Genomic DNA, 26,159 nt, shown 5'->3' with positions numbered 1-26,159 from the left:
TAATTTTACTATATTACCTTTCCTACTATTCTCCCTTTTGTTCCAGTTAGTCCTTCTTTTCCTTCAACGCGGCCTGAGCGGCGGCGAGTCTCGCTACCGGCACCCGGAAGGGTGAGCAGCTGACGTAGTTCAGGCCGATCTGGTGGCAGAACTCCACCGAGCTGGGTTCGCCGCCGTGCTCGCCGCAGATGCCGACTTCCAGCTTGGGATTGGTGCTGCGGCCCAGTTCGACGGCCATCTTCATGAATTTGCCCACCCCGTCGCAGTCGAGGACGATGAAGGGATCCTCTTTCAGGATCTTCTCGTCCACATACTGGTGCAGGAACTTGCCTTCGGCGTCGTCACGGCTGAAGCCGAAGGTGGTCTGGGTGAGGTCGTTGGTGCCGAAGGAGAAGAACTCGGCTTCCCTGGCGATTTCATCGGCTGTGGCGCAGGCGCGCGGCATTTCGATCATGGTGCCGACCTTGTACTCGAAGTCAACGCCCGTCTCCTTCTTGACAGCCGCGGCCACTTCATCCACCAGTTCGTGGAGGCGCTTTAACTCGTTGACATGGATGACCAGGGGGATCTCCACTTCCGGCAGAACCTTGATCCCTTCCTTTACCAGCTGGGCGACAGCCTGGAAAATGGCCCGGGCCTGCATGGCGTAGATTTCCGGGTAGGTGATCCCCAGGCGGCAGCCGCGGTGGCCCAGCATGGGGTTAAATTCGTGCCGCGCCCGCACCTCGCGCAGGAGGGCCTGTTTTTCTTCCAGCTCTTTGGGATCGCCGTTTGTCGCTTGCAGCCGGGTGACATCCACCAGCAGCTCTTCAATATTGGGCAGGAACTCGTGCAGGGGCGGGTCGAGGAGCCGGATGGTCACCGGCAGGCCCTCCATGGCCTTCAAGATGCCGTAGAAGTCGCCCTGCTGCATGGGCAGGAGCTTGGCCAGGGCCGCTTCTCGTTCTTCTTTGGTCTTAGCCAGGATCATCTCCTGGACAACGGGCAGCCGGTCGACCTGCATGAACATGTGCTCGGTACGGGTGAGGCCAATGCCCTCGGCGCCGAACTCCCGGGCCCTCTTGGCGTCTTCCGGCGTGTCGGCATTGGCGCGAACTTTGAGCCGGCGGAAAGAATCGGCCCACTCCAGGATGGTTTCAAATTCACCGGTCAGCTGCGGGTCTATCAGGGGGACCTCACCCAGCATGACGTTACCGGTGGAACCGTCGATGGAGATGAGATCGCCTTCTTTAACCACCAGGTCGCCGATAAAGAAGCGCTTGTTTTCTACGTCAATTTTAATAGCGTCGCAGCCGGTGACGGCCGGTTTGCCCATGCCCCGGGCCACCACGGCTGCATGGCTGGTCATGCCGCCCCGGGCCGTGAGCACGCCCTGGGCCTGGACGATGCCGTGGATATCGTCCGGGGTGGTTTCGGTACGCACCAGGATGACCTTCTGACCGTCGAGGCCCATCTTTTCGGCTTCATCGGCGTCGAAGACCACTTGGCCGCAGGCGGCGCCAGGAGAAGCCGGCAGGCCTTTGGCCACCACTTCGAGTTTCGCCTTCGGGTCGATGCGGCGATGCATGAGCTGGCCTAATTGATCGGCGTCGACGCGGAGGACCGCTTCTTCTTTGGTAATCAGGCCTTCGTTCACCATATCGACGGCGATTTTAACGGCCGCGGCCGCCGTACGCTTACCGTTGCGGGTCTGGAGGATATAGAGCTTGCCTTTCTCAATGGTAAATTCGATATCCTGCATGTCGCGGTAGTGTTTCTCCAGGAGCTGGCAGATATCTTCAAACTGGCGGTAAACTTCCGGCATCTCTTCTTTCAGGGTGCTGATGGGTTTGGGAGTGCGGATGCCGGCCACCACGTCCTCGCCCTGGGCATTGATGAGGTATTCGCCGTAGACGCCCTTCTCGCCCGTGGCCGGGTTGCGGGTAAAGGCCACGCCGGTACCGCTGGTGGAACCCATGTTGCCGAAGACCATGGTCTGGATGTTGACGGCGGTGCCCAGGTCATCGGCAATCTTATTGATTTTGCGATAGACGATGGCCCGCGGATTGTTCCAGGAGTTGAAGACGGCACGGATGGCCATGTAGAGCTGTTCCCGGGGGTCCTGGGGGAAGTCGCGGCCGCTTTGGCTCTTGACGACATCCTTGTACTCGGCAATAACTCCCCGCAACGCTTCCGGGGTCAGCTCGTTGTCGAATTTGACGCCCAGGCGCTCTTTATGTTTTTCCAGGACAGCTTCAAAATTGTTATGTTCGATTCCCAGAACCACATTGCCAAACATCTGGATGAAGCGGCGGTAACAGTCCAGGGCAAAGCGCTCGTCACCCGTCTGGGCGGCCAGGCCCTTAACCGACTCGTCGTTTAAACCCAGATTCAGGATGGTGTCCATCATGCCGGGCATGGATACGGGCGCCCCGGAACGGACGGAGACGAGCAGGGGATTCTCGGGGTCGCCGAGCTTTTTGCCGTTGATGGCCTCGAGGTCTTTAAGGCGGGCGGCAACTTCCTCCTCCAGACCGGGCGGGAACTGCTGGCCCAGGCGGTTGTATTCATTGCAGGCCTCGCAGGTGATGGTAATCCCCTGAGGCACAGGCAGGCCGATGTTGGTCATCTCGGCGAGATTGGCGCCTTTACCGCCGAGGAGGCGCCGCATGTCGGCCCTACCCTCGCTGAACAGGTAGACATACTTTTTACTTGCCATAACCTTCCCTCCGATAATAAATTTGGAGTATTTTACCGGCCGTCTCTTCAACGGCCTTATTGGTAACATCAATCACCGGGCAGCCCAGCTGGTCCATGACTTTACGGGCATAGGCCAGTTCCTGTTCAATACGACTCCGGGTGGCGTAGTCGGCCTGCCCCGGCAAACCCAAGGTTTTCAAGCGTTCCTGGCGAATCTGGTACAGTTTTTCGGCATCTATGGTCAGCCCTATTATCTTTTCCGCTGGGAGGGAAAGCAATTCTTCGGGCAGGGGCACCTCGGGCACCAGGGCGAGATTGGCGGCCCGCAGGCGCTTGTGGGCCAGGTACATACACACCGGCGTCTTGGAAGTCCGGGAAACGCCGATAAGCACCAGGTCGGCATGGCAGAGGCCCCGGGTATCCTTGCCGTTGTCATATTTAACAGCAAAATCGATGGCCTCCATCTTGCGGAAATAATCCTCGTCCAGACGACGGATGAGGCCCGGCTCCAGCCGCGGCTGCACCCCCGTCGCCCGGGCAATGGCATCCATCAGGGGGCCGAGCAGGTCTACGGCCGTCAGACCCCGCTCTGCCGCCAGTTCCAGCAGCCGCTTTTTCAGTTCTGGCAGGACCAGGGTAAAGGCAATAACGCCCTGTTCCTGTGCCGCTTCGTTGATGACCTCTTCCAGGTGCTCGGCGTCGGTCACATAGGGTACCCGGCGGATGTCTAGCTCGCCGCCGTCAAACTGGCTGGCCGCCGCCCGGGCCACATATTCGGCCGTTTCCCCTAACGAATCGGAAATGACGTAGATAACGCCGATGGTAAACCCTCCTTTCCTAGCGGCCGCCTTCACCCAGTTCGACAAACAGCCTGGTAATGGTCGTCTTGGTCAGGCGGCCTATTACCTCTAATTTTTTCCCCTGCCCATCCACCGGGCGGACCACCGGCAGGGCATCGACCTCATGTTCAATTATTTTGCGAGCTGCTGTCAGGACGGTTTCTTCCGGTGTGGTGCAGATAATGTTGGGCATCCGCGTCATAACTACCGAGACCGGCATCTTTTGCAGGTCACCGCCGCCAATGGCGGCTTTCAGCAAATCCTTGCGGGAGATGACCCCCTCCAGGTGACCTTCTTCGTCGACCACCATCAGGGTACCGACGTCTTCGATAAACATGTTTACGATGGCATCATAGACCGAGGCATTGGCCCTGATGACCCGCGGCAGCCCCTTGACGTCGCCCACTTTAATCTTTTTGATCTCTTCAGCCACCAGGGCCTGGGAAGGCTTAGTACTTAAAAAATAGCCTACCCGCGGACGGGCTTCCAGGATGCCGGACATGGTGAGGACGGCCAGGTCCGGACGCAGGGCAGCGCGGGTCAGGTTTAACTCCTCGGCAATCTGCTGGCTGGTAATGGGCCCGGAACGTTTAACTATGGCCACTATCTGCTGTTGCCGCGGGGAAAGCTGCACCTTTTACCCCTCCTCCCGGCCCCCAGCCTGTATACTTTGTAATGTATACCACATGCCCGGTCATTTTCCTTCTTGCTTATCTAAAAATTTTTGCTAGGATACCAGGCGGGAAAAGTCGGCCACCTGGAAGACCAGGTCCACTACCTCCTGAAGCAGGGCCAGGCGGTTGTTGCGAACTTCTTTTTCCGGAGCCATGACCAGGACGCCGTCAAAGAAGGCGTCAATGGGTTCCCGCAGAGGGGTCATGGCCTTTAAAGCTTCCAGGTAATTGCCTGCCTTAAGCTTTGGTTCCGCCTGCTGTCGTACCTTTTCCAGGGCCCGGTAAAGATCGATTTCCACTTTTTCTTTCAATGCATCCGGCTGCAGGACATACCTTTCCCCGGCCTTACGGGCCAGGTTGAAGGCGCGGGTGAAGGCCGTCTGCAGGGCGGCAAAACCTTCTTCTTCCCGGAAGGCGTTTAAATCCCGGGCGCGGTGGAAGACGCCGGCCAGGTCGTCGCTGCCGGCGGCCAGGCAGGCCTGGATGACATCAAAACGAATGCCCTTTTCGGCCAGGAGATGCTCCAGCCGCTGGCGGCAGAACCCGGCCAGCTGCTCCCGGACGGCGGTTAAATCCTGGGCCAGCCGGATGCCGGCCTCCGTATAGCCTTCATAGGCGGCGGCAATGACCCCGGCCAGGGAAAATTGCAAATCGAGCTCCACGGCCATGGTTACCAGACCTGCGGCCTGGCGGCGCAGGGCGTAGGGGTCCTGGGAGCCGGTAGGAATTAACCCGGCGCCGAAGCAGCCCACCAGGGTGTCCAGGCGGTCGGCCAGGCCCACGACCATACCCGTCAGGGAATCGGGCAGGCGGTCGCCGGCAAAGCGCGGCCAGTAGTGCTGGCGGATGCCCTGGCAGACTTCGGGGGCCTCGCCGTCGTGGGCGGCGTAATAGGAGCCCATAATCCCCTGGAGCTCGGGGAATTCATAAACCATGGAGGTTACCAGGTCGGCCTTGGCCAGCTCCGCCGTGCGCTCGACAACCGGGACCAGCTCCCCCGGCAGGTCCAGGGCCTGGACCAGCATCCGGCTCAATCGCTTGATGCGCCGGGTCTTGGCCAGCATGGTCCCCAGGCTCTCCTGGAAAACAATCTCTTCCAGTTTGTTCACCCTGTCTGCAAGAGGAATTTTCCGGTCTTCCCGGTAAAAGAAAGCGGCGTCGGCGAGCCTTGCGGCCAGCACCCTTTCATTGCCGCGGCTGATGGTATCCAGGTGGGCGGCCGTGCCATTGTGGACGGTTATAAACAGGGGAAGGAGCTCGCCCCGGTCATTCCACACGGGAAAATAGCGCTGGTGGTCGCGCATGGGGGTAATGACTACTTCCCGGGGGAGCTTCAGGTATTCCGGGTTAAAACGGCCGGTTAGGGCCGTGGGGTATTCCAGCAGGTAATTGATCTCTTCCAGTAAGTCGGGGTCTTCCTCCACCCGGCCTCCTTCCCGGGCGGCAAGTTGTGTAACCTGCTCCCAGATGAGCCGCCGGCGGCGGTGCTGGTCGGCTAGGACGTAGTTTTTCTCCAGAACCTGGAGGTAGGCGGGAGCAGCCGGTACTTCATGGGGACCGGGGGCCAGGAAACGGTGGCCGTAGGTTAGGCGGCCCGAAGCGAGGCCGGCCAGCTCCAGGGGAACGACTTCCTCCCCGAAGAGGGCCAGGACCCAGCGAATGGGGCGGGCGAAACGCATATCAAGGGATCCCCAACGCATGGGCTTGGGAAAACTTAAACCATCGACTACGGCCAGAAGCAGGTCCGGCAGGACCTCCAGGGCCGGCCGCCCGGCTTCTTTCTTGACGGCAAAGACATACTCCCCGCCGTTAATTTTACGGGTGACCAGTTCCTCTACCTTTACGCCGTTGTTCCTGGCAAATCCCAGGGCGGCCTTCGTGGGCTGGCCGTCGGCAGTAAAGGCTACCTTTACCGGCGGTCCCTTGATTTCCTGCACCAGTTCCTCCTGCTCTTCGGCCAGGCCGCTTATGTAAAGGGCCAGCCGCCGGGGGGTGCCGTAGGTTGTCACCTGCTGGTATTTTAAGCGGTATTCCTCTAAAAGCTGCCCGGCAAGGGTCGCCATTTGTTCTAATGCCCCGGGCATAAAGCGGGCGGGAATCTCTTCGGTACCTATTTCAAATACAAGATCGCGGGCCACGGGCTATCCCTCCTTGACATCGTAGGCGTCTTTACGGTCCTGGCCGGAGACTACAGCTGCAGGAGAAGGGGTTAGCAGGGGATAGCCCAGTTTTTGCCGCTGCTCTAGATACGCGGCGGCGCACAGGCGTGCCAGGTGGCGTACCCTGCCGATATAGGCCGTACGCTCGGTAACGCTGATGGCTCCCCGGGCATCCAGGAGGTTAAAGGTGTGGGAACACTTGAGGACGTAATCGTAGGCCGGCTGGACCAGGCCCTGTTCTACTACCCGCCTGGCTTCAGCCTCGTAGGCATTAAAAAGGGCGGTAAGCATGCTGGTATCGGCAGCATTAAAGTTGTAGTGGGAGTAGTCAACCTCTGCCTGGTGGTGGATGTCACCGTAGGTGATACCGTCTACCCATTCAATGTCATAGACGCTGTTCACCTGCTGGATGTACATGGCCAGCCGTTCCAGGCCGTAAGTAATCTCGGCGCTCACCGGCCGGCAGTCAAACCCGCCGCACTGCTGGAAGTAGGTGAACTGGGTGATCTCCATGCCGTCCAGCCACACTTCCCACCCCAGGCCCCAGGCGCCGAGGGTAGGGGATTCCCAGTTATCCTCGACAAAGCGGATGTCATGCTCGTGGGGATTGATGCCGATGGCTTCCAGGCTCTTTAAGTATAAATCCTGGACATTGTCGGGGGAAGGCTTTAAGATGACCTGGTACTGATAGTAGTGCTGGAGGCGGTTGGGGTTTTCACCGTAGCGGCCGTCGGTGGGCCGGCGGGAGGGTTCGACATAGGCTACCCGCCAGGGCTCCGGTCCCAGCACCCGTAAAAAGGTCGCCGGGTGCATGGTTCCGGCTCCTTTTTCCAGGTCGTAGGGCTGCTGGATAACACAGCCCTGGGCCGCCCAGTACTGCTGCAGGGTCATGATGAGTTCCTGGAAATTCAAGTGCAATTACTCCCCTCTTAATAAAAGAAGCCCCGCCCTGCCAGGGACGGGAGCTAACTTTTCGTGGCAACATAGCGGCCGGCCCCTGGCCAGCCTCACATAACAATAATTTAGCAAAAACCTCCTCTACTTGTCAACTTGGTTCTCCACATCCAGGGTATGTTCTTCCACCCTGCCGTCGGGCCGCTCTACTTCCAGGGTATAGCGGTTAAAGAGGGCCGCCACCGTACTTAAGCCGGCCAGAATGGCCAGCTCGCTGCTGGCCAGGATACCCATGATCCCCAGGGCCCCGACGGTTGCCGGTATTTCAGCCACGGTTTTGCCATCCTTTTTTACTTTAATCCGCGTCACATTGCCATGGCGCAGGATGCTGCGAATGCGCTCCATGAGTTTCTCGCTCCAGCCGGCCAGTTCCTTCTGGAAGCCTTCCTTGGCGCTTTCTTCATACTGGATGAGGGCCTCCAGGACATCACCGCCGGCCCGCTCCAGGGCCTCCCTTGCTTCACGGTAACTAATCCCTAAGCGCTCGCGCAGCTGGTCGATCTTTTCCAGTTCCGTCATCTTCATTGCCCCCCTATTTCATTAATCAAAGCACGGGATTTAAGTTTCCTGTCTAAATAGTATTCCAAAAAGGCGGGCATAATTTCCTCCAGATCCCTGGCCAGGTAAGGGCTAATCCGTAGTCGCCGGAGATGCCGCCAGTTCATATGATTTAACTGTTGCCAGATCTTTATACTACCCGGCCTTACCTGGTACTCCGGGCCCTCCCGCCCGCGGCATTGCGGGCAAATGGTGCCGCCGGCCGCCGGGGCTACGGTTACCCGCTCGACACTCCTTAAAGCCCCCCCGCATGAGGCGCAGCGGTCCAGGCGCGGCTCCAGGCCCAGGATTTTTAACGTCCGGGCTTCAAAGGCGCGGGCCACCAGAGCCGGCGGCGCCACGGCCAGCTGCTCCAGCCCCTGCTTCAAAAGGTTGTACATAGCGGGATTCACCTGGCCGGGCATGACGACGCTGTCGGCTATCTCTACCAGGTAGCAGGCATAGGCCAGGCGTCGCAAGTCCTGGCGTAAAGGGGCGAAGATCGATTGCACCTCACACTGGGTGACGGTGGCCAGGCTTTTGCCCGCGTAAAATAAAAAGCGGGACCGGCAGAGCTGCTGGGTACCGCTGCGCAAGCTGCTTTTGGGTTTACGCACTCCTTTGACGATGGCGTCTATCTTGCCGTGGTTGGGGGTCAGAATGGTCAGCAGCTGGTCCGTTTCCTGATAGTCCCTGCTTTTCAGGACTATACCTTCGGCCCGGAAATAACCCGCCATTTCTATGCCTCCGGAAAAAATTTCCCTCCCGCCTAAATTTTAATCCCCGGCCCCGCAGCCGGCCCCTTGCCCGGCCGGAAGCTAACTCTAACCTTGCTGCGGGCTGCCGGCGGGGAGGATTCAACCGGTTCCAGGATGCCACGGTAAAGGAGATAGGCCTCGATACTGCCCGTCAGGGTAAACAGGTGCCACCATGCTTCGTTTAATGTCATAAGTGTCATCCTTTCCGGGTTTCTCCTACTGGTCAGGCACTTATTAGGCTAGCCTGAATGCCGGGTCTTATACCAGGTTTCTACTGGATGAGCCGGCGGTCATATCCCAGCTGCCTTAGAGCCAGTTCCTGCTGGCGCCAGTTTTTCTTTACCCGCACCCTTAAATTTAAAAAAATTTTGCTGCCCAAAAGGGCTTCCATTTCCAGGCGGGCCCCGGTGCCAATCTCTTTCAGCCGCTGCCCTCCCTGGCCGATGATAATACCTTTTTGGGAATCCCTTTCCACGTAAATCACGGCGTCGACGTAGAGGTAGTCATTGGGGCGCTCGGCTATTTCCTCCACCACCACGGCCACCGCATGGGGAACTTCTTCCCGGGTCACCCGGAGGACCTGTTCCCGGATGAGCTCGGCCATGACAAATTTCTCCGGCTGGTCGGTGACCATTTCCGGGGGGTAATACTGGGGTCCCGGTGGCAGGAAATGGCTGATTAAATCGGGCAGGGCGGCCACATTGGTACCTGCCAGGGCCGACACTGCCTGGACAGCTTTAAAATCCAGGCGGGCCCGGAAAAAGTCCTCCCGCTGCTGCAGGGTGGCGGCATCCACCAGGTCAATTTTATTGAGAATCAAGATTACTGGGGTAGCCACCCCTTTTAATTGCTCAATGATATATTCCTCACCGGCCCCCGGGGCGACGGCAGCGTCAACCACATAAAGGATGACATCGACTTCGGCCAGGGTGTTCCGGGCCACAGCTACCATATACTCCCCCAGCTGGTGCTGGGGCTTATGGATACCGGGGGTATCTAAAAAAACGATCTGGCAACTATCTGTCGTCAGCACCCCTAAAATCTTATTGCGCGTCGTCTGGGGCTTATCGGACATGATAGCAATTTTCCGGCCCACCAGCTGGTTTAAAAGGGTCGATTTACCGGCATTGGGCCGGCCTATAAGCCCGGCAAATCCGGAAACATACTCCTCGGCCAAGGAACAGGCACCTCATTTCAAGGTAAAGGTATCCGGTAACAGTTCCTTTAAAAAGCGGCGATGAACGGGTCCACCGGGCTGGCCGGTGATGATTTCCAGCCCGGGAGCAAATTCGGCCAGCACCTGGCGGCAGGCGCCGCAGGGAAAACAGGCTGTGAGTTCCCCGCCGACTACGGCCAGGGCGACAAACTCCCGTTCGCCGGCAGCCACGGCCTGAAACAGGGCCACCCGCTCGGCGCAGATGGTCAAACTGTAGGAGGCATTTTCAATATTGCAGCCGGTATAGACCCTATCCCCGGCCGTAAGCAGGGCCGCGCCCACCTTAAAGCGAGAGTAAGGCGCGTAAGCTTTCTCTTTCGCTCCGGCCGCCGCTGCGATTAGATCTTCGGGATTACAGGCCACCGCAGGTACCTCCCCGATCTAATTTTACCATTCAGTTAAGCAGGCGGTCAATTTTAACGCCCCCTGGCCCCGTCCTCTACCCCTGGGATATAATATTGGCGGGGGTGTTTTGCCATGCCTATGGAACGGAGTTATCCCCTCCACCCAATTGTAGGGGTAGGGGCGGTGGTCATCAAGGAAGGGAACATCCTGCTGGTCCGCCGGGGGACGCCGCCGGCGGCAGGTTTATGGAGCCTGCCCGGCGGCGCCCAGGAAACAGGGGAAACGGCCCGGGAGGCTGTGGAACGTGAAGTTTTCGAAGAGTGTGGCATCAAGGTGGCTGCCGGACCGCCCATCGCCGTCCTGGACAGCATCCATACCGATGACAACGGCCGGATTAAGTACCATTACGTCCTGATTGATTTCTGGGCGGAATACCGGGGTGGGAGCTTATGCCCGGCCACCGATGCTGCTGCCGCCGGCTGGATACCCCTGCATGAAGTAACTGCTTATCCCCTCAGCAGGGGGTTAAAGGAACTCCTGGCTGCCTGGAATCTACTTGATGGTACCCCGCCGGCCGGAATCCTCTACCGCACCATCCACCACCAGGCTTTTTAAAATATGCTGCGCCCGGGTAAGCCGCCTAAAAACCCAGGCGCGGGCCAAAAATGATGTACGCCACGGCTACCGCCCCCAGGGCAGTAATTAAAACGGCCCCGGCGGCGACGTCTTTGGCGATGCGCGCCAGGGGATGGTATTTACTCGTATAAAGGTTTACGGTTACTTCTAGAGCTGTATTGAAGGCTTCAGCAGCCAGGACCATGGTGATGGCTATGGCCAGCGCTACCCATTCCCATGGCCGCACGTGGAAATACCAGCCGGCCCCTATGACGGCCATCATTGCTGCCAGGTGAATGACCATATTGATCTGCGTCCGCAGGCAGTAGACAACCCCGGCCAGAGCGGCCCGGAATTTGGCCGGCATTACCGCTTCAGCCCCACCCGGGCAAGTATATCTTCCTGGCGCGCCTCCATCCTGGCGGCTGCATCTTCCGTGCCGTGGTCATAGCCGAGGAGGTGCAGGAAACCGTGGACGGTAAGAAAAGCCAGTTCCCTGGCCAGGGAGTGGCCGTAGTTTTGCGCCTGGCGGGCGGCCGTGGGTACCGAAACAACGATATCCCCCAGGAGCCTGTCCACCCGCGGGTCAAAATGAGCAGGTTCCCCGGGACTTGTTTCTTCTAAAGCAAAGGAAAGGACGTCGGTAGGGGCATCAATACCCCGGTAGGTCCGGTTGAGGTCCCGGATGGCAGCGTCATCGACCAGGGTCAGGCCCACTTCGGCTCCCGGGTCCACTCCCTCCACAGCAGCGGCCTCCTGGAGGACCTTTTCCAGTAAGGATATCAGTTCCTCCCCCAGAGGGTAATCATCCTGCTGATTGTTTATGGAGCACTCCATTACGGTTTTTTCTCCTTTCCATTTCCTTGAGGACAACTTCCGGGTACTCCACCCGGGTGTGAAAGATGCCGTTTAAGACGCGCATAAAGGCCTCAGCGATAACAGCCAGTTCCCTAAACGTTAAATCGCTGGCTTCCAGCTGGCCGTCATCCAGCTTTTCCCGGATAATCTTGCGCACAAAACCCTCCATGCGGCCGGGTGTGGGCCTGGGCAGGGAACGGATGCCGGCTTCGACGCTGTCGGCCAGCATGACTATGGCAGCTTCTTTGCTCCGGGGGATCGGCCCTTCATAGCGAAAGTCGTTTTCATTTACACTGTCGCCCCGACTGTTTTCCCGGGCTTTGTGGTAGAAATAGGTCATCAAAGTAGCCCCGTGGTGCTGGGCAATAATATCCTGGATTACCTGGGGCAGGCGATATTCCCGCGCCATTTCCAGGCCGTCTTTGACATGGCAGGAAATGATGAGGGTACTTAAAGTCGGGGCCAGCCGGTCATGGGGGTTTTCGGCCGTCACCTGGTTTTCAATGAAAAAGTAGGGCCGCTTTAGCTTCCCGATATCATGGTAATAGGCTCCTACCCGGGCCAGGAGGGAATCGGCCCCCACGGCATCGGCCGCCGCCTCGGCCAGGTTCCCCACCAGGATGCTGTGGTGGTAGGTGCCCGGAGCTTCCAGAAGCAGGCGCTTTAACAAAGGGTGATTGGGATTGGAAAGCTCCAGGAGCTTTACCGCCGTGGTTATACCGAAACTGTTCTCCAGAAAGGGCAAAAAGCCGATGGTTAAGACCGTGGAAAGCAGTCCGTTGGCCAGGGCCAGGACCGCGGCGACGCTCAGCTGGGACAGAGTGGACTTGAGCATCAGTCCCAGCGCGATAACACTTAACAGGTTGGCCAGCATTAAAAAGAGGCTGGACCGGGCGAGATCCGAACGTTGACTTAAATGGGTGACACAGTAAATACCCACCAGGCCGCTGACGGCACCCATGGCCGTAAACTGGTAGAGATTACCGCCGATGATCCCGGCCTCCAGGGCCAGGAAGACGGTAAAAATTACAGCCACCTGGGCATCCATGAGGATGGCTACCAGCATGGAACCGGCGGCTACCGGCATGAGATATCCTACCAGGCGGGTAAATTCTGCCCGGCCACCCAGGCTGATGGCGGCCACAACCCGGGAAAAAATAAGGAAAATCAACCATAATAGACCCAGCAACAGTAACAGTTGGTTGCTGTTATAAATATCCGGTTTAAAAAAGCGTAAATACAGGAGCAGCAGGGCTACCAGAAGGGCCTGGAAAAAGATAAGGCCAAATAGCGCTCCCCAGGAAGCCCCGGAGCGCAGGAGGCCCAGTTTTTGCAGGGCTTCGATATCTTCCGCCGTTACCAGTTCCCCGTCGCTGACGATTTTTTCATTCTGGCGGATGGTTACCTGGACCGGGCTCACCTCGGCGGCAGCTTTCTCCCGCTTTTGCATGGTGGCGGCAACGTCATAGATGAGATTGGGCTTTAATTCCAGGTTCTGGATAATGGCTACCACTGCAGGTTTATACCTGGCCTCTATTCCCGCCGTCTCAACGGCTGCCAGCATCTTGTCCCTGGCGGTACTCACGGCATCCTGGGGTACGGCCTCATTCATTACCTGGCTGACAATATTCTTGGTCATGCCGGCCAGGTTATTGAGGGTAGTGGCATCGGCTGCCGCCAGGGCCTGGAGGGTGGGAGCAGTTAATTTTAACTGGCTTAACCGGTCCTTTAAACGTGCCACCCGTTCGCTGCTGTTACCTGTACTATTATTAATCTCCCTTATCGCCTGGAAAATATTATCTACCTGATCTGTTAAAGTAGTTACTACCGAGCTGTCCACCCGGTAAACGGGAGTTACCTGCCGGGCCGCTTCTTCCCTGGCCTTTTGGGTTAAAACCTCACTTTCGTAAACAATGCCCTGGGGCGCCTTGAAATCCTGGGGGCTGGGCTGCCCCACCTTTAAATCCAGCTTTTGCGGCAGGTAATCCAGGGCCATAATGGTTACGGCAACGGCAAACAGGGCCATTCCACAGATGACCCTGGTTCGCAAAAATTTAGGACCAAGCCGGGCCAGCAGCGGGTGCATTAACCCTTTTAGCCGCTGCCATGGCACATCCGGTCACTCCTCTCATAGGCCTTGATGATCTCCTGGACGAGGGGATGGCGGACAACGTCAGCCTCGGTTAGATACTCGATGGCAATGCCCTCAATACCCCTTAAGATTTGCTGGGCTTCTACCAGGCCGGAAGTCGTATCCCGGGGCAGGTCCACCTGGGTAACGTCGCCGGTAATGACGGCCCGGGAGCCAAAGCCTATACGGGTGAGGAACATCTTCATCTGTTCGGAAGTAGTGTTTTGGGCTTCATCCAGGATAATGAAGGCGTCATCCAGGGTACGCCCCCGCATATAGGCCAGAGGCGCTACTTCTATAATATTTTTTTCCATATACTTTTGTGCCGTTTCCATACCTAAAATATCATAAAGGCCGTCATAAAGGGGCCGTAGATAGGGGTTAACCTTTTCCTGCAGGTCGCCGGGCAGGAAGCCCAGCTTTTCCCCGGCCTCAACTGCCGGCCGGGCGAGTATTATCCGTTCCACACTGCGGGACCGGAGGGCATTGACGGCCATAACTACGGCCAGGTAGGTTTTCCCTGTCCCGGCCGGGCCAATGCCAAAGACAATATCATAACGGCGCATAGCCTGGACATAGCGTAGCTGCCCCAGGGTTTTGGGGCGAATCTGTTTACCCCGGGGAGTAACGTAAAGTACTTCCCCCAGGGCCTGGGCCAGGTCGGTCTGGCCCGCCATGTCATTCTGGTGCCGGACCAGGTTCCACGTGTAGTTAATGATTGCTGTATTAATGGTCATGCCGGAATGGGCCAGTTTAATCAACTGTCGGAAAAGTCTTTCCAGTTCCTCGACTTCCTGGCGCGTCCCGCTTAAAGTCAGTTCATTCCCGCGCGCTACGATCCGGGCTGAAGTATGGCTCTCAATAAATTTCAGGTTTTCATCCTGATGACCGAAAAGATTGACAGCCTCGCCGTTGCTGCCAACTGTCAGCCGGGTTTCGTAATTGTTGGTCAAGGTTTTATCCATCAGCTCCTTGTATAATCTTAATCATTTTATTTTAGCATATACAGCAGCCAGGGTAAATGCCGCCGCCTTGTTTCGGCCTCTTAACCATTGCCGCTAAGGGGAACAACTTGCCCGATGTCCTCTTCCGTTTCCACCCAGGCCCGGACACGCACTACCTCATCTTCGGGTTTGCTTAAGGGAACTATCTTCTGACCCGTAATGCCGGCTCCCGGTGGTAATTTTTCCTTGAGTTCCGCCAGGGCCTGTTCGCCGGCAGCCCTTACTGCATCTTCAAAAGAAAGCTGCCGGTACCGGACCTGGACTTCATAATAGGTCGTAATAATGAGTTCGACGGGCAGGGTAAAATTCCTCCAGGATGGCAAAGCCATAACTTTATTTTCCTTGCGGTAATTGGTATAGGAAGGCCGTTCCGGTCCTTTCAAGATATAGCGGTGGCCGGGAACCTGCACCATTATCGTCGTTTGCTGCCGGCCGGTTGGCACTTCCTGGACCTGCCGGCGACTGATCTCTTTTTCCCCTTCATACCAGACCCGGGCGCGCACAATACCCCGCGCCCGAACCAGCCGAGGTGGGGAGAGGGGCTGCTCAGGAGAAGCTGCCTCGCCCGGCTTTTTTTCCGGCGGGGGGGGTAAAATGAGGCCTGAAATCAGTATTTCTCCCTGTCGGACCGTATCACCGGCCTTTACCCTGCCCTCGCCGTTGATGACCAAGATATCCTTTATTACCCCGTCTTTGGCGGCAATAATACTGGCCGGCCGGTCAGAGGCTTCCTCCCCGGGAGGGGCTGCCTTTTCTACCACGGTGATCTCGGCCCTGGTACCCTGGAAGCGGATACCTACCCAGGCTACCTGAGGCAGACGGCGCTCCAGGGCGTGCTCCAGGACGCGGATATCGAGAGCGCTTTTCCTGGCACCGGGCTTTAAGCCTTCCGCCCTAGCCGCGGCCAGGACCTGGGCCGGCGTTACCCGGCGTAGCGGCCCGCTTTCCGGCCTGACTTCCACCACCCAGATAAAGGTGGACAGGAGGTAGATAGCCAGTAAAAAGAAAATACTACCCAGGAGCAGCACCTGCCGCCCCCGCAGGCGGCGGCTGAAAAAGGGCCAGCCCCGCTTGTCCACAATACGGACCCGGCAGTGGCTCTGCCGGGCCAGGGAGCGCAGGGCGCGGTATTCGCCGGCCTTCATTTTAGCCTGGATACTGCCGTTCCTGTTAATGGTAATATCCCAGAAGCTGATGTTCCTGGCCAGGGCCAGATTGAGAAAGCCTTCCGGGTCGTCACCGCTGATGGTAAGTACCAGATAGCCCTCCACGTAAGTCAGCCAGCTGCGCCAGGCCACCGGTTTCTTCCTCCCCTGTGGAAATAATTACAAAAATCTTAGGGACTGGATGGTACCTTCCAGGGCGATGGCATCCGGCTTGATTTCCCGCAGGATTATGCCTGTCCCCTTGATCTCCAGCTCGCCGGTACTGAGTCTCAGGCGTACCAGGTCCGGCTGGTACTCGCTGATGCCCCGATGGTTTTCCACTACCAGCCGGCTGTTGCCTACCAGGGTCAGGCGCGGCAGATCCAGGACGGCGTCTGCCGGTAACTCTAAATATTCGGTAACAGCCTTTTCCAGCCGCCGTGCTCTGTCCATTACATTGCGCCGGGAACGATTTTTCCCCATCCTGTCCCCTCCTGCCAATACTTTATGCAAAGGCAGGGCAAAAAAGACCGTAAAAAAGCCCGGTCCTGCCGGACCGGGCCTGTATTTCCAGGAAAGCTGGCCACCGGGAAAATTATTCGCCAGAGGGAGGCAACATACTCTGTTTCATCAGTGCCAGCGACGTTTGCGAGCCGCTTCGGATTTTTTTTTGCGCCTGACGCTGGGTTTTTCGTAGTGTTCCCGGCGCCGGGCTTCTGAAAGAATACCTGCCTTCTGACAGATACGCTTGAACCGCTTTAAAGCGGCATCAATGGATTCATTTTTGCCAATTCTAACCTCGCTCAACCCTTGCTTCCCTCCCCCCGCCACCCGGTGGATGCTACCCTCAAAAGCTCAGCATGATTTTAATTATACTCTATCCTTTTTTGGGCGTCAACCCAGGATTCTCAGCTGCCGGCCTCCCAGAAGATGGAAATGGAGGTGGTAAATAACCTGCCCGCCCTCTTCTTTACAATTATTTACCAGGCGGAAACCGCGCTCGGCCAGGCCCAGCTCGCGGGCAATTTGCACCGCCACCAGGTGGATGTGGCCGAGCAGTTCTTTATCTTCCGGGGTAATGGCCGTGAGATCGGGTATATGCTTCCTGGGGATAATTAAAATATGTACCGGGGCTACCGGTCGGATGTCTTTAAAGGCTACCACCTGCTCATCCTGGTAAACCACCTCGGCCGGGAGCTGACCCCCGGCTATTTTACAAAAGATACATTCCTCGGCCACGTGATTTACTCCCTTCTCAATGCTGTACTAAATCTTTATTTCTCTCTCCAGGGCCATTTTCCTGCTTCTCCTTAACATCTTTTTCTAATCTGCCCCAGATTAAACCTCCCTGTAATTCCTTAAGCCTTACCGTGACAAGTTGTCCCGTCAAATCCCTTTCCGCCGGAAAGGCTACGTTCAGGTAATTGTCGGTATGGCCTTCATAAACCCCCGGTTGACCGGGCAAAGGTCTTTCCACCAGGACCGCCATGGTTTCGTTTAAAAACTCCCGGGCATACTGGCGGGCCAGGCGGCGCCCCAGCTGCAGGAGCCGCCGTTCCCGCTCCTTTTTTACCTCAGGGGCTACTTGATCAGGCATGGCCGCCGCCGGCGTACCCCGGCGCGGGGAATAAGGAAAAACATGGATCGCAGCCAGGGCTGCCTCCTTGACTAACGCCATGGTATTTTGAAACTGCTCTTCTGTTTCCCCTGGAAAGCCGACCATGACGTCGCTGGTAAAGGCCGCCCGGGGCCGCCTGGAGCGCAGGGAAGCGATTAACTCCAGGTAGTAACGGCTGCTGTAACGGCGTCCCATTCTTTGCAGGATGGTATCATCCCCACTCTGGAGGGGGATATGGTAATGGGGACAGATGACCTCTTCCCCTGTCAGCACGGCCTTCAATTCGGGGGTAAAATCCAGGGGATCAATGGAGCTGATGCGAAGGCGTTGCAGCCCGGGGATCTGGACGATTTTTTTCAGAAGGCTGGCCAGGTCTATCCCTCCGGGAAGGTCGCGGCCATAGGCGCCGGTGTGGACGCCGGTGAGGACTATTTCCAGGTAACCCTCAGCTACCAGGCGCTCCACCTCGGCCAGAATCGCTTCTGGTGCCCGGCTGCGTAAGGGCCCGCGGGCATAAGGGACAATGCAGTATGTACAGAATTCCTCGCAACCTTCCTGAATCTTCAGGAAAGCCCGCGCCCTGCTCACCTCTACCAGAGGCAATTCCTCAAAGGCTTCGCCGGGCTCATGGGCGCGGACGGCGTTAATCGGAGCACCTTCTTCGCGTGCTTTTTCTACTAATTCTACCAGCCGGTGCCGATCCCGGGTACCGACTATTACATCGACGCCGGGGATAGCCAGCACCTCCCCCGGAGCTACCTGGGCATAGCAGCCGGTAACGGCCACTACTGCTTCCGGGTTGGCCCGGAGGGCGCGGCGGATAAGCTGCCGCGACTTGCGGTCGCTGATGTGGGTGACCGTGCAGGTGTGAACGACGTAGACGTCGGCCTTTTCCGGGAAGGGTACGATCTCGTAGCCGGCCTCCCGGAAGAGGTGCTTCATGGCTTCCAGTTCGTTCTGGTTGACTTTGCAGCCCAGGCTCACCAGGGCCACTCGGGATGAGGGCACGAGTTTCACCTCTGATCTACCCTGAAAATAATTTTATCGCAGGCTGGCATTGTCTCGCTCGCTCCATGGCCCTTGTGGAGCGCCCAGCACTCAACTCGTTTGTAATAGGTGTCTCTTCGCGAACAAAACCGTTGCGAGTTGAGTGCTGGGTCAGCCAGGGCTTAAGGCGGGGTTCCCGACCTATTGGGCATCCTTGCCTTTAGAATCCGGCCGAAGGCCTCGCTGTCCTCGGCCCCGCTTATCATCCATCCCTCAGCTTCGCCTGGGCCGCTTCACCACTCGGTAGAAGCTCGCTCGCTCCCGACAAATGCCAGCTTGTTGTTTTCAGCCATCTGCTGGTGCCGCGCCAGCGGCACAGGTATCTTGTCTTGCTTGCCTCAATAGCGGGGTTTATGACAGTTCCCCAAGGGCATACATGATGGCAGCCAGGCAGACCAGGCCGGCCGTTTCCGTCCTCAAGATGCGGGGGCCGAGGGTTACGGGTAAACCACCAAATTTACGGGCCAGTTCGACTTCCGCCCGGCTCAAGCCCCCTTCGGGGCCAATAAGCAAGGCCAGTTCCTGTTCTTCCGGGACTGCGGTGAGTATGGACTTGAGGTCACAGGAGCGTTCTTCTTCCCAGGGGACCAGCAACAAGGTGCCGGGTTTAAGCCCTGCCAGGGCTGCCTGTAGCTCCAGGGGGCCGTCCACCGCGGGGATCAGGTGCCGGCGGCTCTGGCTGGCTGCTGCCCGGGCCTTCTGCTGCCAGCGTTCCCGCCGCCGGGCACAGGCCACCTGGTCCGGCCGGGGGATGGAACGTTCCGTATTGAGGACGACAATCCTGGCTACCCCTAATTCTGTACATTTTTCGATGATAAAATCCATTTTATCGCCCTTGGGCCAGCCCTGGTAGAGGGTGACTTTTACCCGCGGCTCGGAGCTCTCCAGGGGGGCTTTGACGGCAGCGACCACCCGGTCTTTGTGGATGGCGATGATTTCCGCCAGGTACCCCTGACCCTGGCTGTCGGCCAGGGAGATGGTCTCTCCCACCCGCAGGCGCAGGACGCGGAGGGCGTGATGGGCGTTTTCCCCTTCCAGGACGGCCGGTTCGCCGGGAACAACAGGCCCGGGCAGAAAAAAATGGTGGGCCATATCGGCTCACCCTCCCACAGGGTAGCTGAACATAACCTTACCAGCCACCAGGGACAGGGCTTTAGCCCATAAAGGCGTCTCTTACTTTCTTAAAGAAACCTTTATCCTGTTCCCTGGTGCCTTTGGGCTCCCAGCCATACAGGCGGGCAAACTCCCGCAACAGTTCCTTCTGTTTTTCATTAAGGTTGGTAGGCGTCTCGACATGAATCCGGACATGCTGATCGCCCCGGCCGGCGCCGTTCAAGCGGGGGATGCCCTTGCCCTTCAGCCTGAAGGTGGCCCCGCTCTGGGTGCCGGCGGGAATATTCAGTTCTACTTTACCGTCCAGGGTGGGCACCAAGATCCTGTCCCCCAGGGCCGCCTGGACCATGGTTACCGGTACCTCGCAGAGGACGTCATATCCTTCCCGCCGGAAAAAGGGATGGGGCCGGACATTAATATAGACATAGAGGTCGCCCGGCGGCCCGCCGCGGATACCGCTCTCGCCTTCGCCGGCCATACGCAGACGGGCACCAGTGTCCACCCCCGCGGGAATTTTGATCTTTATCTTACGGGTGCGCTGGACTACACCCCGGCCGCGGCAGGTGGGACAGGGCGTTTCAATAATGGTCCCCTGGCCGTGGCAGTGATGGCAGGTGCGTATCGTCTGGAAGTGGCCCAGGGGCGTGCTCTGGGAGATGCGGATCTGCCCGCTGCCGTGGCAGGTGGGGCAGGTCCTGGGCCTGGTACCGGGCGCCGCGCCGCTGCCGTCACAGGCCGGGCACTTTTCCTGGCGCGGTACGCCGATTTCCTTTTCCCCGCCAAAGGCGGCTTCTTCAAAGGAAATTTCTATATCCAGGCGCAGGTCATCGCCCCGCTGGGGACCTTGACGCCTGGCCGTGCGGCCAAAACCGCCGCCAAAGAACATGTCAAAGATGTCGCCAAAGGTGCCGAAATCGGCACCAGCGCCGCCGAAATCAAAACCGCCGAAGCCGGGCCCGCCCGTCTCCATACCGGCATGGCCGAACTGGTCGTAGCGGGCCCTCTTCTCCGGATCGCTCAAGACTTCGTAGGCTTCCTGGACTTCTTTGAACTTTTCTTCGGCCTCTTTATTCCCCGGGTTCATATCCGGGTGGTACTTGCGCGCCAGCTGGCGGTAAGCCTTCTTGATTTCCGCCTCGGAGGCATCCCGGGAAACCCCCAGGATCTCATAATAATCGCGCTTGGCCATGGCTGGTCACCGGCTTTTATTTCTTGTCGTCATCGACGATTTTGTAGTCGGCATCGTAGACATTGCCGTCCTGTTTGGCCTCGCCGGTAGAACCGCTGCCACCTTGGGCCCCGCCGGCCTGGGCACCGGCCTGCTGGTACACCTTCGTAGTCAGGGTATAGAGGGCCTGGGAAAGGGCTTCCATCTTTTCTTTGATCTTAGCCGTATTCTTGCTGTCCATGACGTCCTGGAGTTCTTTCTTGGCCTGTTCGATGCGGTCCACATCGGCCTTGTCGGCTTTGTCTTTAAATTCCTTCAAGGTGCGGTCGGCCTGGTAGATGAGGGAGTCCGCCTGGTTCCTGGTTTCAATTTCCTCCTTGCGCTTGCGGTCGCTCTCGGCATATGCTTCGGCGTCCTTTACCATACGCTGGATCTCTTCTTCCGTGAGGCCGCTGGATGAAGTAATGGTTATGGCCTGCTGTTTGCCGGTGGCCAGGTCTTTGGCCGAGACGTGGACGATGCCGTTGGCGTCGATATCAAATTTGACTTCGATCTGGGGCACGCCCCGGGGCGCCGGTGGGATACCCGTCAGCTGGAAGCGGCCCAGGGTTTTATTGTCGGCGGCCATGGCCCGCTCGCCCTGGAGGACGTGAATTTCCACCGTGGTCTGGTTGTCGGCGGCGGTGGAAAAGATCTGGCTCTTGGACGTCGGGATAGTGGTGTTGCGTTCAATTATCTTCGTGAACACGCCGCCCAGGGTTTCAATGCCGAGGGACAGCGGGGTAACATCCAGGAGCAGGACGTCCTTGACCTCGCCGGCCAGGACCCCGGCCTGGATGGCGGCACCCAGGGCAACGCACTCATCCGGGTTGATGCCCTTGTGAGGCTCTTTGCCCAGGATCTTGCGCACCGTCTCCTGGACCAGGGGCACCCTGGTGGAGCCGCCTACCAGTAACACCTTGTCAATATCCTTGGGCTCCAGCCCGGCGTCGGCCAGGGCCTGCCTGGTGGGACCGACGGTCTTTTCTACCAGGTCGGCTATCAGTTCTTCAAACTTGGCCCGGGTTAAGTTGACATCCAGGTGGATGGGACCGTTAGGCGTCGCTGAGATGAAGGGCAGGTTAATGTTGGTGCTGGTCATGCTGGAAAGCTCGATCTTAGCTTTTTCCGCCGCTTCCTTCAGGCGCTGCATGGCCATTTTATCCTGCCTCAGGTCCACCCCGTGCTCCCGGCGGCAGATGTCTACCAGATAGTCCATAATCCGCTGGTCAAAGTCATCACCGCCCAGGCGGTTATTACCGCTGGTAGCTTTGACTTCAAAGACGCCATCCCCCAGTTCCAGGATGGAAACGTCAAAAGTGCCGCCGCCCAGGTCATAAACAAGGATGGTCTGGTCTTCTTCTTTGTCCAGGCCGTAGGCCAGGGACGCGGCCGTAGGCTCGTTGATAATCCTTAAAACCTCCAGGCCGGCAATGCGGCCGGCGTCTTTAGTAGCCTGGCGCTGGCTGTCAGTAAAGTAGGCCGGTACCGTTATGACCGCCTGGGTCACCTTTTCGCCCAGGTAGGCCTCTGCGTCGGCCTTCAGCTTTTGCAGGATCATGGCCGATATTTCCTGCGGCGTGTATTCCTTATCATCGATTTTTACTTTATAATTGGTGCCCATATGGCGTTTAATGGACATGACGGTCCGGTCGGGATTGGTGATGGCCTGGCGTTTGGCCACCTGGCCGACAACCCGCTCCCCGTCTTTGGTAAAAGCTACAACGGAAGGTGTGGTACGGCCGCCTTCCGCATTGGGGATGACTACTGCTTCCCCGCCTTCCATGACGGCTACGCAGGAGTTAGTTGTACCCAGATCGATACCGATTACTTTACCCATTGTGATCTACCTCCTGTTCTCCAGCTTCTACCCTGAAAATAACTTCGCTCAAGGCTGGCATTGTTTTTGCTCGCTCCAAACAAATGCCAGCCACTTATTTTCATTCTTCTGCTGGTGCCGAGTTAGCGGCATGAGGGTCTTGTTTGTTTTCCTGTTCGGTGGCACCGGCCGCTACCGCCACTTTGACCATGGCCGGCCGCAGGAGCTTGCCATGTAAAGTATAACCCCGGCGCAATTCTTCCACCACCAGGTTTATTTTATCCGGCTCCGGTGTTTCTTCCCGCGCCACTGCTTCATGGAGCTCAGGGTTAAAGGGCTGACCCAAAGCAGCTACGGGCATTAACCCTTCCCGGGCCAAGATTTCCTGTAATTGCCGCAGAGTCATTTCTACCCCCGTCTCCAGGGCCTGCTTTTCTGCCCCCGCAGCTGCTGCCAGGGCCAGTTCCAGGTTATCCAGGATGGGCAAGAGGCTCTCAATGAGCCGGGCATTGGCCAGCCTGGTCAGTTCCTCGTACTCGCGGCGGGTACGCTTGCGGTAGTTGTCAAAATCGGCCTGCAGGCGCAAATAGCGTTGCTGCAGCTCCGCTAAAGCCTCCGTTTTAGCGGCCAGCTCCCCCTGAAGGCGGTTTAATACTTCCTGGCTGGCTTCTCCGACCGTTTCGTTACTTTCCTCGACCGGCTCTGCTCCAGCCCCGGCCGGGCTGCTAGTTTCCTGCCCTGTTCCTTCCCCTGCCTCTCCGGCAGGCGCTTCTCCCGGGCTGGTCAGCCTTTCTTCCATTTCCCCACTTGCCGTTCCATTATTCATTTTATTGTCCTGACTGGCATCCATAACTTCTTATGGTCACTCCCTTTCGTAAAAAAGGCCAGCACCTAAAGGCACCGGCCTTGTCCAGGTGGCCCTCTAACTTTAGCGGTAAAATTGCTCCAAAGCGCGGGACAAACTATCAGCTACACACTGGAGAACCGATATAACCCGGGAATAGTGCATCCGCGTTGGTCCGAGTAAGCCCACTTTCCCCATTATTTTCCCTTCAACGGCATAGCTAATGGTTACTACGCTGCATTTATCAATACCTTCTTCTTTATTCTCCTGCCCGATCCTTATAGTAAGGCCGCTTCCAGGAGCAGCATTAAAAATACGCCTCAACGCCTCTTCCCGCTCAAGAAAAGCCAAGATATCCTTGACCTTCTCTAAATTTTTAAACTCTGGCTGGCTTAGAATATTGAGGATGCCTTCCAGGTAAACTTTCTCCCCGCCTTCCAGGGCCAGAATTTGCTGTAAAAGGTCAATCACCTGTTTGATTAAACCCCGGTGCTCGGCTACTTCCCGGTAAATATCCCTCAATACCGCCTGACGCAGCTCTTCCAGAGCTATACCCTGCAGACTGGCATTGAGAACCCTGGAGATACGGGTTAGATCCTCCGGCGTTACGTCTTCCGGAATGACAAAAATCCGGTGTTCGACCATACCGGTACTGGTGATTGCTACCAGCAGGGCCTTGTTGGCTGAATGGACAGGTAGAATTTGCACCTGTTCCAGAATGGCATTATTTTGATAGGGACCCAGGGCTACTGCCGTATAGGCGGTCATCTCGGACAGTAAACGGGCCGTTTCCTCCAGGACCTGCTCAATTTCCAGCATTTTTTGGTTGTAACGCCGGCGCACGTATTCCTCTTCTGCCGGGGTTAATTTTTCCGGCGCCATGAGGCAGTCAACGTAGTAACGGTAACCGTAATCCGAAGGTATACGGCCGGCCGAGGTATGGGGTTGCTCCAGCAAGCCCATTTCTTCCAGGTCGGCCATCTCATTCCGGATGGTGGCTGGACTTACTCCCAGGTTGTACCGCCGGGCAATGGTGCGTGAGCCTACCGGTTCGCCAGTAAGGATATAATCCTGAACAACGGCGGCCAGGACCTTTTTTTTCCGCTCATCCATCCGCATGATCTCACCCTCTTATTAGCACTCTTAAGGTAAGAGTGCTAAGAGCTTACTTAAAACATACCACCGGCCTTTCGTTTTGTCAAGGGAAAGTAAAGGCTAGACAAACTGCATAAAAACTTCATTGGCCAGGGGTAAACCCTTTTCGGTGAGCCTTAAATGGCCGTCCTTTTCCTCCACCAGTCCCGCCCGGTAAAGACCAGCCAGTTCCCGGGCATAAACTTCCCGGGCGTCAACGCCGAAACGCCGCCGGAAGTCCTCCAAGTCTACACCGGCCATCAGGCGCAGGCCCATGAACATGGTTTCGGCCATCTGCTGGTGGGGCGTTAAGGTTTCTATTTCCGCCCGGGGCAGCCGGCCGCGGGATAAGACGTGCCGGTACCGGTGCAGCTCGCTATAATTTTGCCAGCGCCGGCCCCGCCAGTAAGAGGCCGCCGCCGCCCCAAGGCCCAGATAGGGCTGGTTTAACCAGTAAGTGAGGTTGTGGCGGCACTGGTACCCCGGCCGAGCGAAGTTGGATATTTCATATTGCTGATAACCGACGGCGGCGAGCATTTGCCGGGCTTCCTGGTACATGGCCAGTTCCAGTTCTTCCCCGGGCAGGGGTAACTCGCCGGCAGCCGCCAGTTTTCCCCAGGGCGTACCTTCCTCCACCTGGAGGCTGTAAGCGGCAATATGCTCGGGCTGCAGGGCAATGGCTTCCTTTAAGGTAGCCCGCCAGCCGTCCAGGGTCTGGCCCGGCAGGCCGAAGATGAGGTCCAGGTTGATGTTGCTAAAGCCAGCCCGGCGCGCCTGATCAAAGGCCTCGTAGATGTCCCGGCGCCGGTGGATGCGGCCCATGGCCGCCAGTAGGTCGTCGTCGAGGGATTGGACCCCCAGGGAAAGGCGGTTAACCCCGGCGGCCTTAAGAATCTTAAGCTTCCTCCCGTCCACTGTGCCGGGGTTGGCTTCTACGGTGACCTCCGCCCCCGGCTGCCGGCCGAAGAAGCGGTCCACGGCGTCCAGGACCTGCTCCAAATTACGGGCCGGGAGCAGGGTCGGGGTACCGCCGCCGATATAAACGGTGGCCGCCGGTCCCGGCTGCCATTTCCCGGCAACCAGGTCCATTTCCCGCTCCAGGGCGCGGCAGTAGGCGGCCATTTCCTCCGGCGGCCGGCCGGGATAGGAGACGAAATCGCAGTAATGGCACTTGCGGACACAGAAGGGGATATGGATGTAAATGGAGCTGGCTTTGTTTTCGCTCGCTCCCTGGCCCTTGCGGATTGGCCTACGGTTCCAGCCGTAAGGCTTAAGGCGCCCAGCACTCACTAAACTCAGGTGCCTCCAAAGGTAGTGCGACTGCATAAACCGAAGAACTGGTTACTGTAACTTGGTTACTGTGAGTGCTGGGCGGCCTATTCGGCGTCCTTGCCTCAAAGGCCGGCCTCGGACCTCCTGTCCTCGGCCCCGCCTTCGCTCTTCGGCTTCACCAAGGCCAATTC

General features: G+C 57.9%; 26 protein-coding genes. 1 reads left to right on the top strand and 25 read right to left on the bottom strand.

The genetic code is table 11. The features are described from left to right. Nucleotides 1-46: 46 nt before the first annotated feature. The 10 genes from ppdK to E308F_RS13765 form a co-directional block, all read right to left on the bottom strand. Entirely contained in the window at nt 47-2,698 is a 2,652-nt protein-coding gene (ppdK, locus tag E308F_RS13810) for a pyruvate, phosphate dikinase (protein WP_141265498.1), read from the bottom strand. Beyond that, the gene (locus tag E308F_RS13805; RefSeq protein ID WP_141265497.1) at nt 2,688-3,545 is read right to left on the bottom strand and encodes a pyruvate, water dikinase regulatory protein; all 858 of its coding nucleotides are present in this window, start codon (nt 3,543-3,545) and stop codon (nt 2,688-2,690) included. Before E308F_RS13805 ends, ppdK begins: the two co-directional genes overlap by 11 nt. Beyond that, a complete protein-coding gene (locus E308F_RS13800) occupies nt 3,517-4,152 on the bottom strand; it encodes a helix-turn-helix transcriptional regulator (RefSeq protein WP_141265496.1) in 636 nt (211 codons plus the stop codon). Before E308F_RS13800 ends, E308F_RS13805 begins: the two co-directional genes overlap by 29 nt. A 93-nt stretch (nt 4,153-4,245) precedes the next feature. Then, nucleotides 4,246-6,330 (bottom strand): glycine--tRNA ligase subunit beta, encoded by a 2,085-nt coding sequence (gene glyS / locus E308F_RS13795; protein WP_141265495.1) that lies wholly within the window; start codon nt 6,328-6,330, stop codon nt 4,246-4,248. A 3-nt stretch (nt 6,331-6,333) separates the two neighbouring features. Beyond that, nucleotides 6,334-7,263, bottom strand: a complete 930-nt coding sequence (gene glyQ / locus E308F_RS13790) for a glycine--tRNA ligase subunit alpha (RefSeq protein ID WP_141265699.1) — start codon at nt 7,261-7,263, stop codon at nt 6,334-6,336. A 126-nt stretch (nt 7,264-7,389) separates the two neighbouring features. Further along, nucleotides 7,390-7,824: a DUF4342 domain-containing protein gene (locus tag E308F_RS13785; RefSeq protein ID WP_141265494.1), complete on the bottom strand. Its 435-nt coding sequence runs from the start codon at nt 7,822-7,824 to the stop codon at nt 7,390-7,392. A gap of 2 nt (nt 7,825-7,826) precedes the next feature. Beyond that, nucleotides 7,827-8,579 carry a DNA repair protein RecO gene (recO, locus tag E308F_RS13780; protein ID WP_172613958.1) on the bottom strand — a complete coding sequence of 251 codons (753 nt, stop codon included), beginning with the start codon at nt 8,577-8,579 and terminating at the stop codon, nt 7,827-7,829. 32 nt (nt 8,580-8,611) lie between these two features. Then, on the bottom strand, nt 8,612-8,800 hold the full coding sequence (locus E308F_RS13775) for a hypothetical protein (RefSeq protein ID WP_141304258.1): 189 nt from the start codon (nt 8,798-8,800) through the stop codon (nt 8,612-8,614). A 71-nt stretch (nt 8,801-8,871) separates the two neighbouring features. Further along, nucleotides 8,872-9,777, bottom strand: a complete 906-nt coding sequence (gene era / locus E308F_RS13770; protein WP_141265492.1) for a GTPase Era — start codon at nt 9,775-9,777, stop codon at nt 8,872-8,874. Nucleotides 9,778-9,789: 12 nt separating this feature from the next. Further along, nucleotides 9,790-10,179: a cytidine deaminase gene (locus E308F_RS13765; RefSeq protein ID WP_141265491.1), complete on the bottom strand. Its 390-nt coding sequence runs from the start codon at nt 10,177-10,179 to the stop codon at nt 9,790-9,792. A 114-nt stretch (nt 10,180-10,293) separates the two neighbouring features. Here E308F_RS13765 and E308F_RS13760 point away from each other — a divergent pair, with 114 nt between their 5' ends. Beyond that, complete coding sequence (locus E308F_RS13760; protein WP_253256389.1) at nt 10,294-10,776, top strand: NUDIX hydrolase; 483 nt, start codon at nt 10,294-10,296, stop codon at nt 10,774-10,776. A gap of 25 nt (nt 10,777-10,801) precedes the next feature. Here the strand turns inward: E308F_RS13760 and E308F_RS13755 are convergent, their stop codons facing one another. The 15 genes from E308F_RS13755 to hemW form a co-directional block, all read right to left on the bottom strand. Then, on the bottom strand, nt 10,802-11,143 hold the full coding sequence (locus E308F_RS13755; RefSeq protein ID WP_141265490.1) for a diacylglycerol kinase family protein: 342 nt from the start codon (nt 11,141-11,143) through the stop codon (nt 10,802-10,804). Beyond that, on the bottom strand, nt 11,143-11,613 hold the full coding sequence (gene ybeY / locus E308F_RS13750) for an rRNA maturation RNase YbeY (RefSeq protein ID WP_141265489.1): 471 nt from the start codon (nt 11,611-11,613) through the stop codon (nt 11,143-11,145). The genes E308F_RS13755 and ybeY overlap by 1 nt, the downstream gene beginning before the upstream one ends. Continuing rightward, nucleotides 11,582-13,747 (bottom strand): HD family phosphohydrolase, encoded by a 2,166-nt coding sequence (locus tag E308F_RS13745; RefSeq protein ID WP_141265488.1) that lies wholly within the window; start codon nt 13,745-13,747, stop codon nt 11,582-11,584. Before E308F_RS13745 ends, ybeY begins: the two co-directional genes overlap by 32 nt. Beyond that, nucleotides 13,729-14,730: a PhoH family protein gene (locus E308F_RS13740; RefSeq protein WP_141265487.1), complete on the bottom strand. Its 1,002-nt coding sequence runs from the start codon at nt 14,728-14,730 to the stop codon at nt 13,729-13,731. The genes E308F_RS13745 and E308F_RS13740 overlap by 19 nt, the downstream gene beginning before the upstream one ends. An 80-nt stretch (nt 14,731-14,810) precedes the next feature. Continuing rightward, nucleotides 14,811-16,067 carry a sporulation protein YqfD gene (yqfD, locus tag E308F_RS13735; protein WP_141265486.1) on the bottom strand — a complete coding sequence of 419 codons (1,257 nt, stop codon included), beginning with the start codon at nt 16,065-16,067 and terminating at the stop codon, nt 14,811-14,813. Between the two features lie 27 nt (nt 16,068-16,094). Further along, nucleotides 16,095-16,397 (bottom strand): sporulation protein YqfC, encoded by a 303-nt coding sequence (gene yqfC / locus E308F_RS13730; RefSeq protein WP_141265485.1) that lies wholly within the window; start codon nt 16,395-16,397, stop codon nt 16,095-16,097. 147 nt (nt 16,398-16,544) lie between these two features. Next, complete coding sequence (gene rpsU / locus E308F_RS13725) at nt 16,545-16,721, bottom strand: 30S ribosomal protein S21 (protein ID WP_106004464.1); 177 nt, start codon at nt 16,719-16,721, stop codon at nt 16,545-16,547. A gap of 87 nt (nt 16,722-16,808) precedes the next feature. Then, complete coding sequence (locus E308F_RS13720) at nt 16,809-17,153, bottom strand: histidine triad nucleotide-binding protein (protein WP_141265484.1); 345 nt, start codon at nt 17,151-17,153, stop codon at nt 16,809-16,811. Between the two features lie 16 nt (nt 17,154-17,169). Next, nucleotides 17,170-18,540, bottom strand: coding sequence for a tRNA (N(6)-L-threonylcarbamoyladenosine(37)-C(2))-methylthiotransferase MtaB (mtaB, locus tag E308F_RS13715; RefSeq protein ID WP_141265483.1), 1,371 nt, complete (start codon nt 18,538-18,540; stop codon nt 17,170-17,172). A gap of 390 nt (nt 18,541-18,930) precedes the next feature. After that, the gene (locus E308F_RS13710; RefSeq protein WP_141265482.1) at nt 18,931-19,671 is read right to left on the bottom strand and encodes a 16S rRNA (uracil(1498)-N(3))-methyltransferase; all 741 of its coding nucleotides are present in this window, start codon (nt 19,669-19,671) and stop codon (nt 18,931-18,933) included. Between the two features lie 61 nt (nt 19,672-19,732). Continuing rightward, nucleotides 19,733-20,881: a molecular chaperone DnaJ gene (dnaJ, locus tag E308F_RS13705; RefSeq protein WP_141265481.1), complete on the bottom strand. Its 1,149-nt coding sequence runs from the start codon at nt 20,879-20,881 to the stop codon at nt 19,733-19,735. A gap of 16 nt (nt 20,882-20,897) precedes the next feature. After that, on the bottom strand, nt 20,898-22,739 hold the full coding sequence (gene dnaK, locus E308F_RS13700; protein ID WP_141265480.1) for a molecular chaperone DnaK: 1,842 nt from the start codon (nt 22,737-22,739) through the stop codon (nt 20,898-20,900). A gap of 100 nt (nt 22,740-22,839) precedes the next feature. Then, nucleotides 22,840-23,568: a nucleotide exchange factor GrpE gene (grpE, locus tag E308F_RS13695; RefSeq protein WP_172613957.1), complete on the bottom strand. Its 729-nt coding sequence runs from the start codon at nt 23,566-23,568 to the stop codon at nt 22,840-22,842. Between the two features lie 78 nt (nt 23,569-23,646). Next, nucleotides 23,647-24,681 carry a heat-inducible transcriptional repressor HrcA gene (hrcA, locus tag E308F_RS13690; protein WP_141265479.1) on the bottom strand — a complete coding sequence of 345 codons (1,035 nt, stop codon included), beginning with the start codon at nt 24,679-24,681 and terminating at the stop codon, nt 23,647-23,649. A gap of 96 nt (nt 24,682-24,777) precedes the next feature. Continuing rightward, a complete protein-coding gene (hemW, locus tag E308F_RS13685) occupies nt 24,778-25,941 on the bottom strand; it encodes a radical SAM family heme chaperone HemW (protein WP_428846036.1) in 1,164 nt (387 codons plus the stop codon). Between the last annotated feature and the right edge of the window lie 218 nt (nt 25,942-26,159).

The organism is Moorella sp. E308F, assembly GCF_006538365.1.
Lineage (GTDB): Bacteria > Bacillota > DSM-521 > Neomoorellales > Neomoorellaceae > Neomoorella.
Note: the sequence above shows the minus strand (reverse complement) of the source record. Positions and strands in the feature narration are given on the sequence as shown.

Coding starts and splice junctions, on each gene's coding strand:
- ppdK (WP_141265498.1), bottom strand. CDS start 2,698: ATGGCAAGTAAAAAGTATGTCTACCTGTTCAGCGAGGGTAGGGCCGAC.
- E308F_RS13785 (WP_141265494.1), bottom strand. CDS start 7,824: ATGACGGAACTGGAAAAGATCGACCAGCTGCGCGAGCGCTTAGGGATT.
- recO (WP_172613958.1), bottom strand. CDS start 8,579: ATGGCGGGTTATTTCCGGGCCGAAGGTATAGTCCTGAAAAGCAGGGAC.
- E308F_RS13775 (WP_141304258.1), bottom strand. CDS start 8,800: ATGACACTTATGACATTAAACGAAGCATGGTGGCACCTGTTTACCCTG.
- E308F_RS13760 (WP_253256389.1), top strand. CDS start 10,294: ATGCCTATGGAACGGAGTTATCCCCTCCACCCAATTGTAGGGGTAGGG.
- E308F_RS13755 (WP_141265490.1), bottom strand. CDS start 11,143: ATGCCGGCCAAATTCCGGGCCGCTCTGGCCGGGGTTGTCTACTGCCTG.
- ybeY (WP_141265489.1), bottom strand. CDS start 11,613: ATGGAGTGCTCCATAAACAATCAGCAGGATGATTACCCTCTGGGGGAG.
- E308F_RS13740 (WP_141265487.1), bottom strand. CDS start 14,730: ATGGATAAAACCTTGACCAACAATTACGAAACCCGGCTGACAGTTGGC.
- yqfC (WP_141265485.1), bottom strand. CDS start 16,397: ATGGGGAAAAATCGTTCCCGGCGCAATGTAATGGACAGAGCACGGCGG.
- E308F_RS13710 (WP_141265482.1), bottom strand. CDS start 19,671: ATGGCCCACCATTTTTTTCTGCCCGGGCCTGTTGTTCCCGGCGAACCG.
- dnaJ (WP_141265481.1), bottom strand. CDS start 20,881: ATGGCCAAGCGCGATTATTATGAGATCCTGGGGGTTTCCCGGGATGCC.
- dnaK (WP_141265480.1), bottom strand. CDS start 22,739: ATGGGTAAAGTAATCGGTATCGATCTGGGTACAACTAACTCCTGCGTA.
- grpE (WP_172613957.1), bottom strand. CDS start 23,568: ATGGATGCCAGTCAGGACAATAAAATGAATAATGGAACGGCAAGTGGG.
- hrcA (WP_141265479.1), bottom strand. CDS start 24,681: ATGCGGATGGATGAGCGGAAAAAAAAGGTCCTGGCCGCCGTTGTTCAG.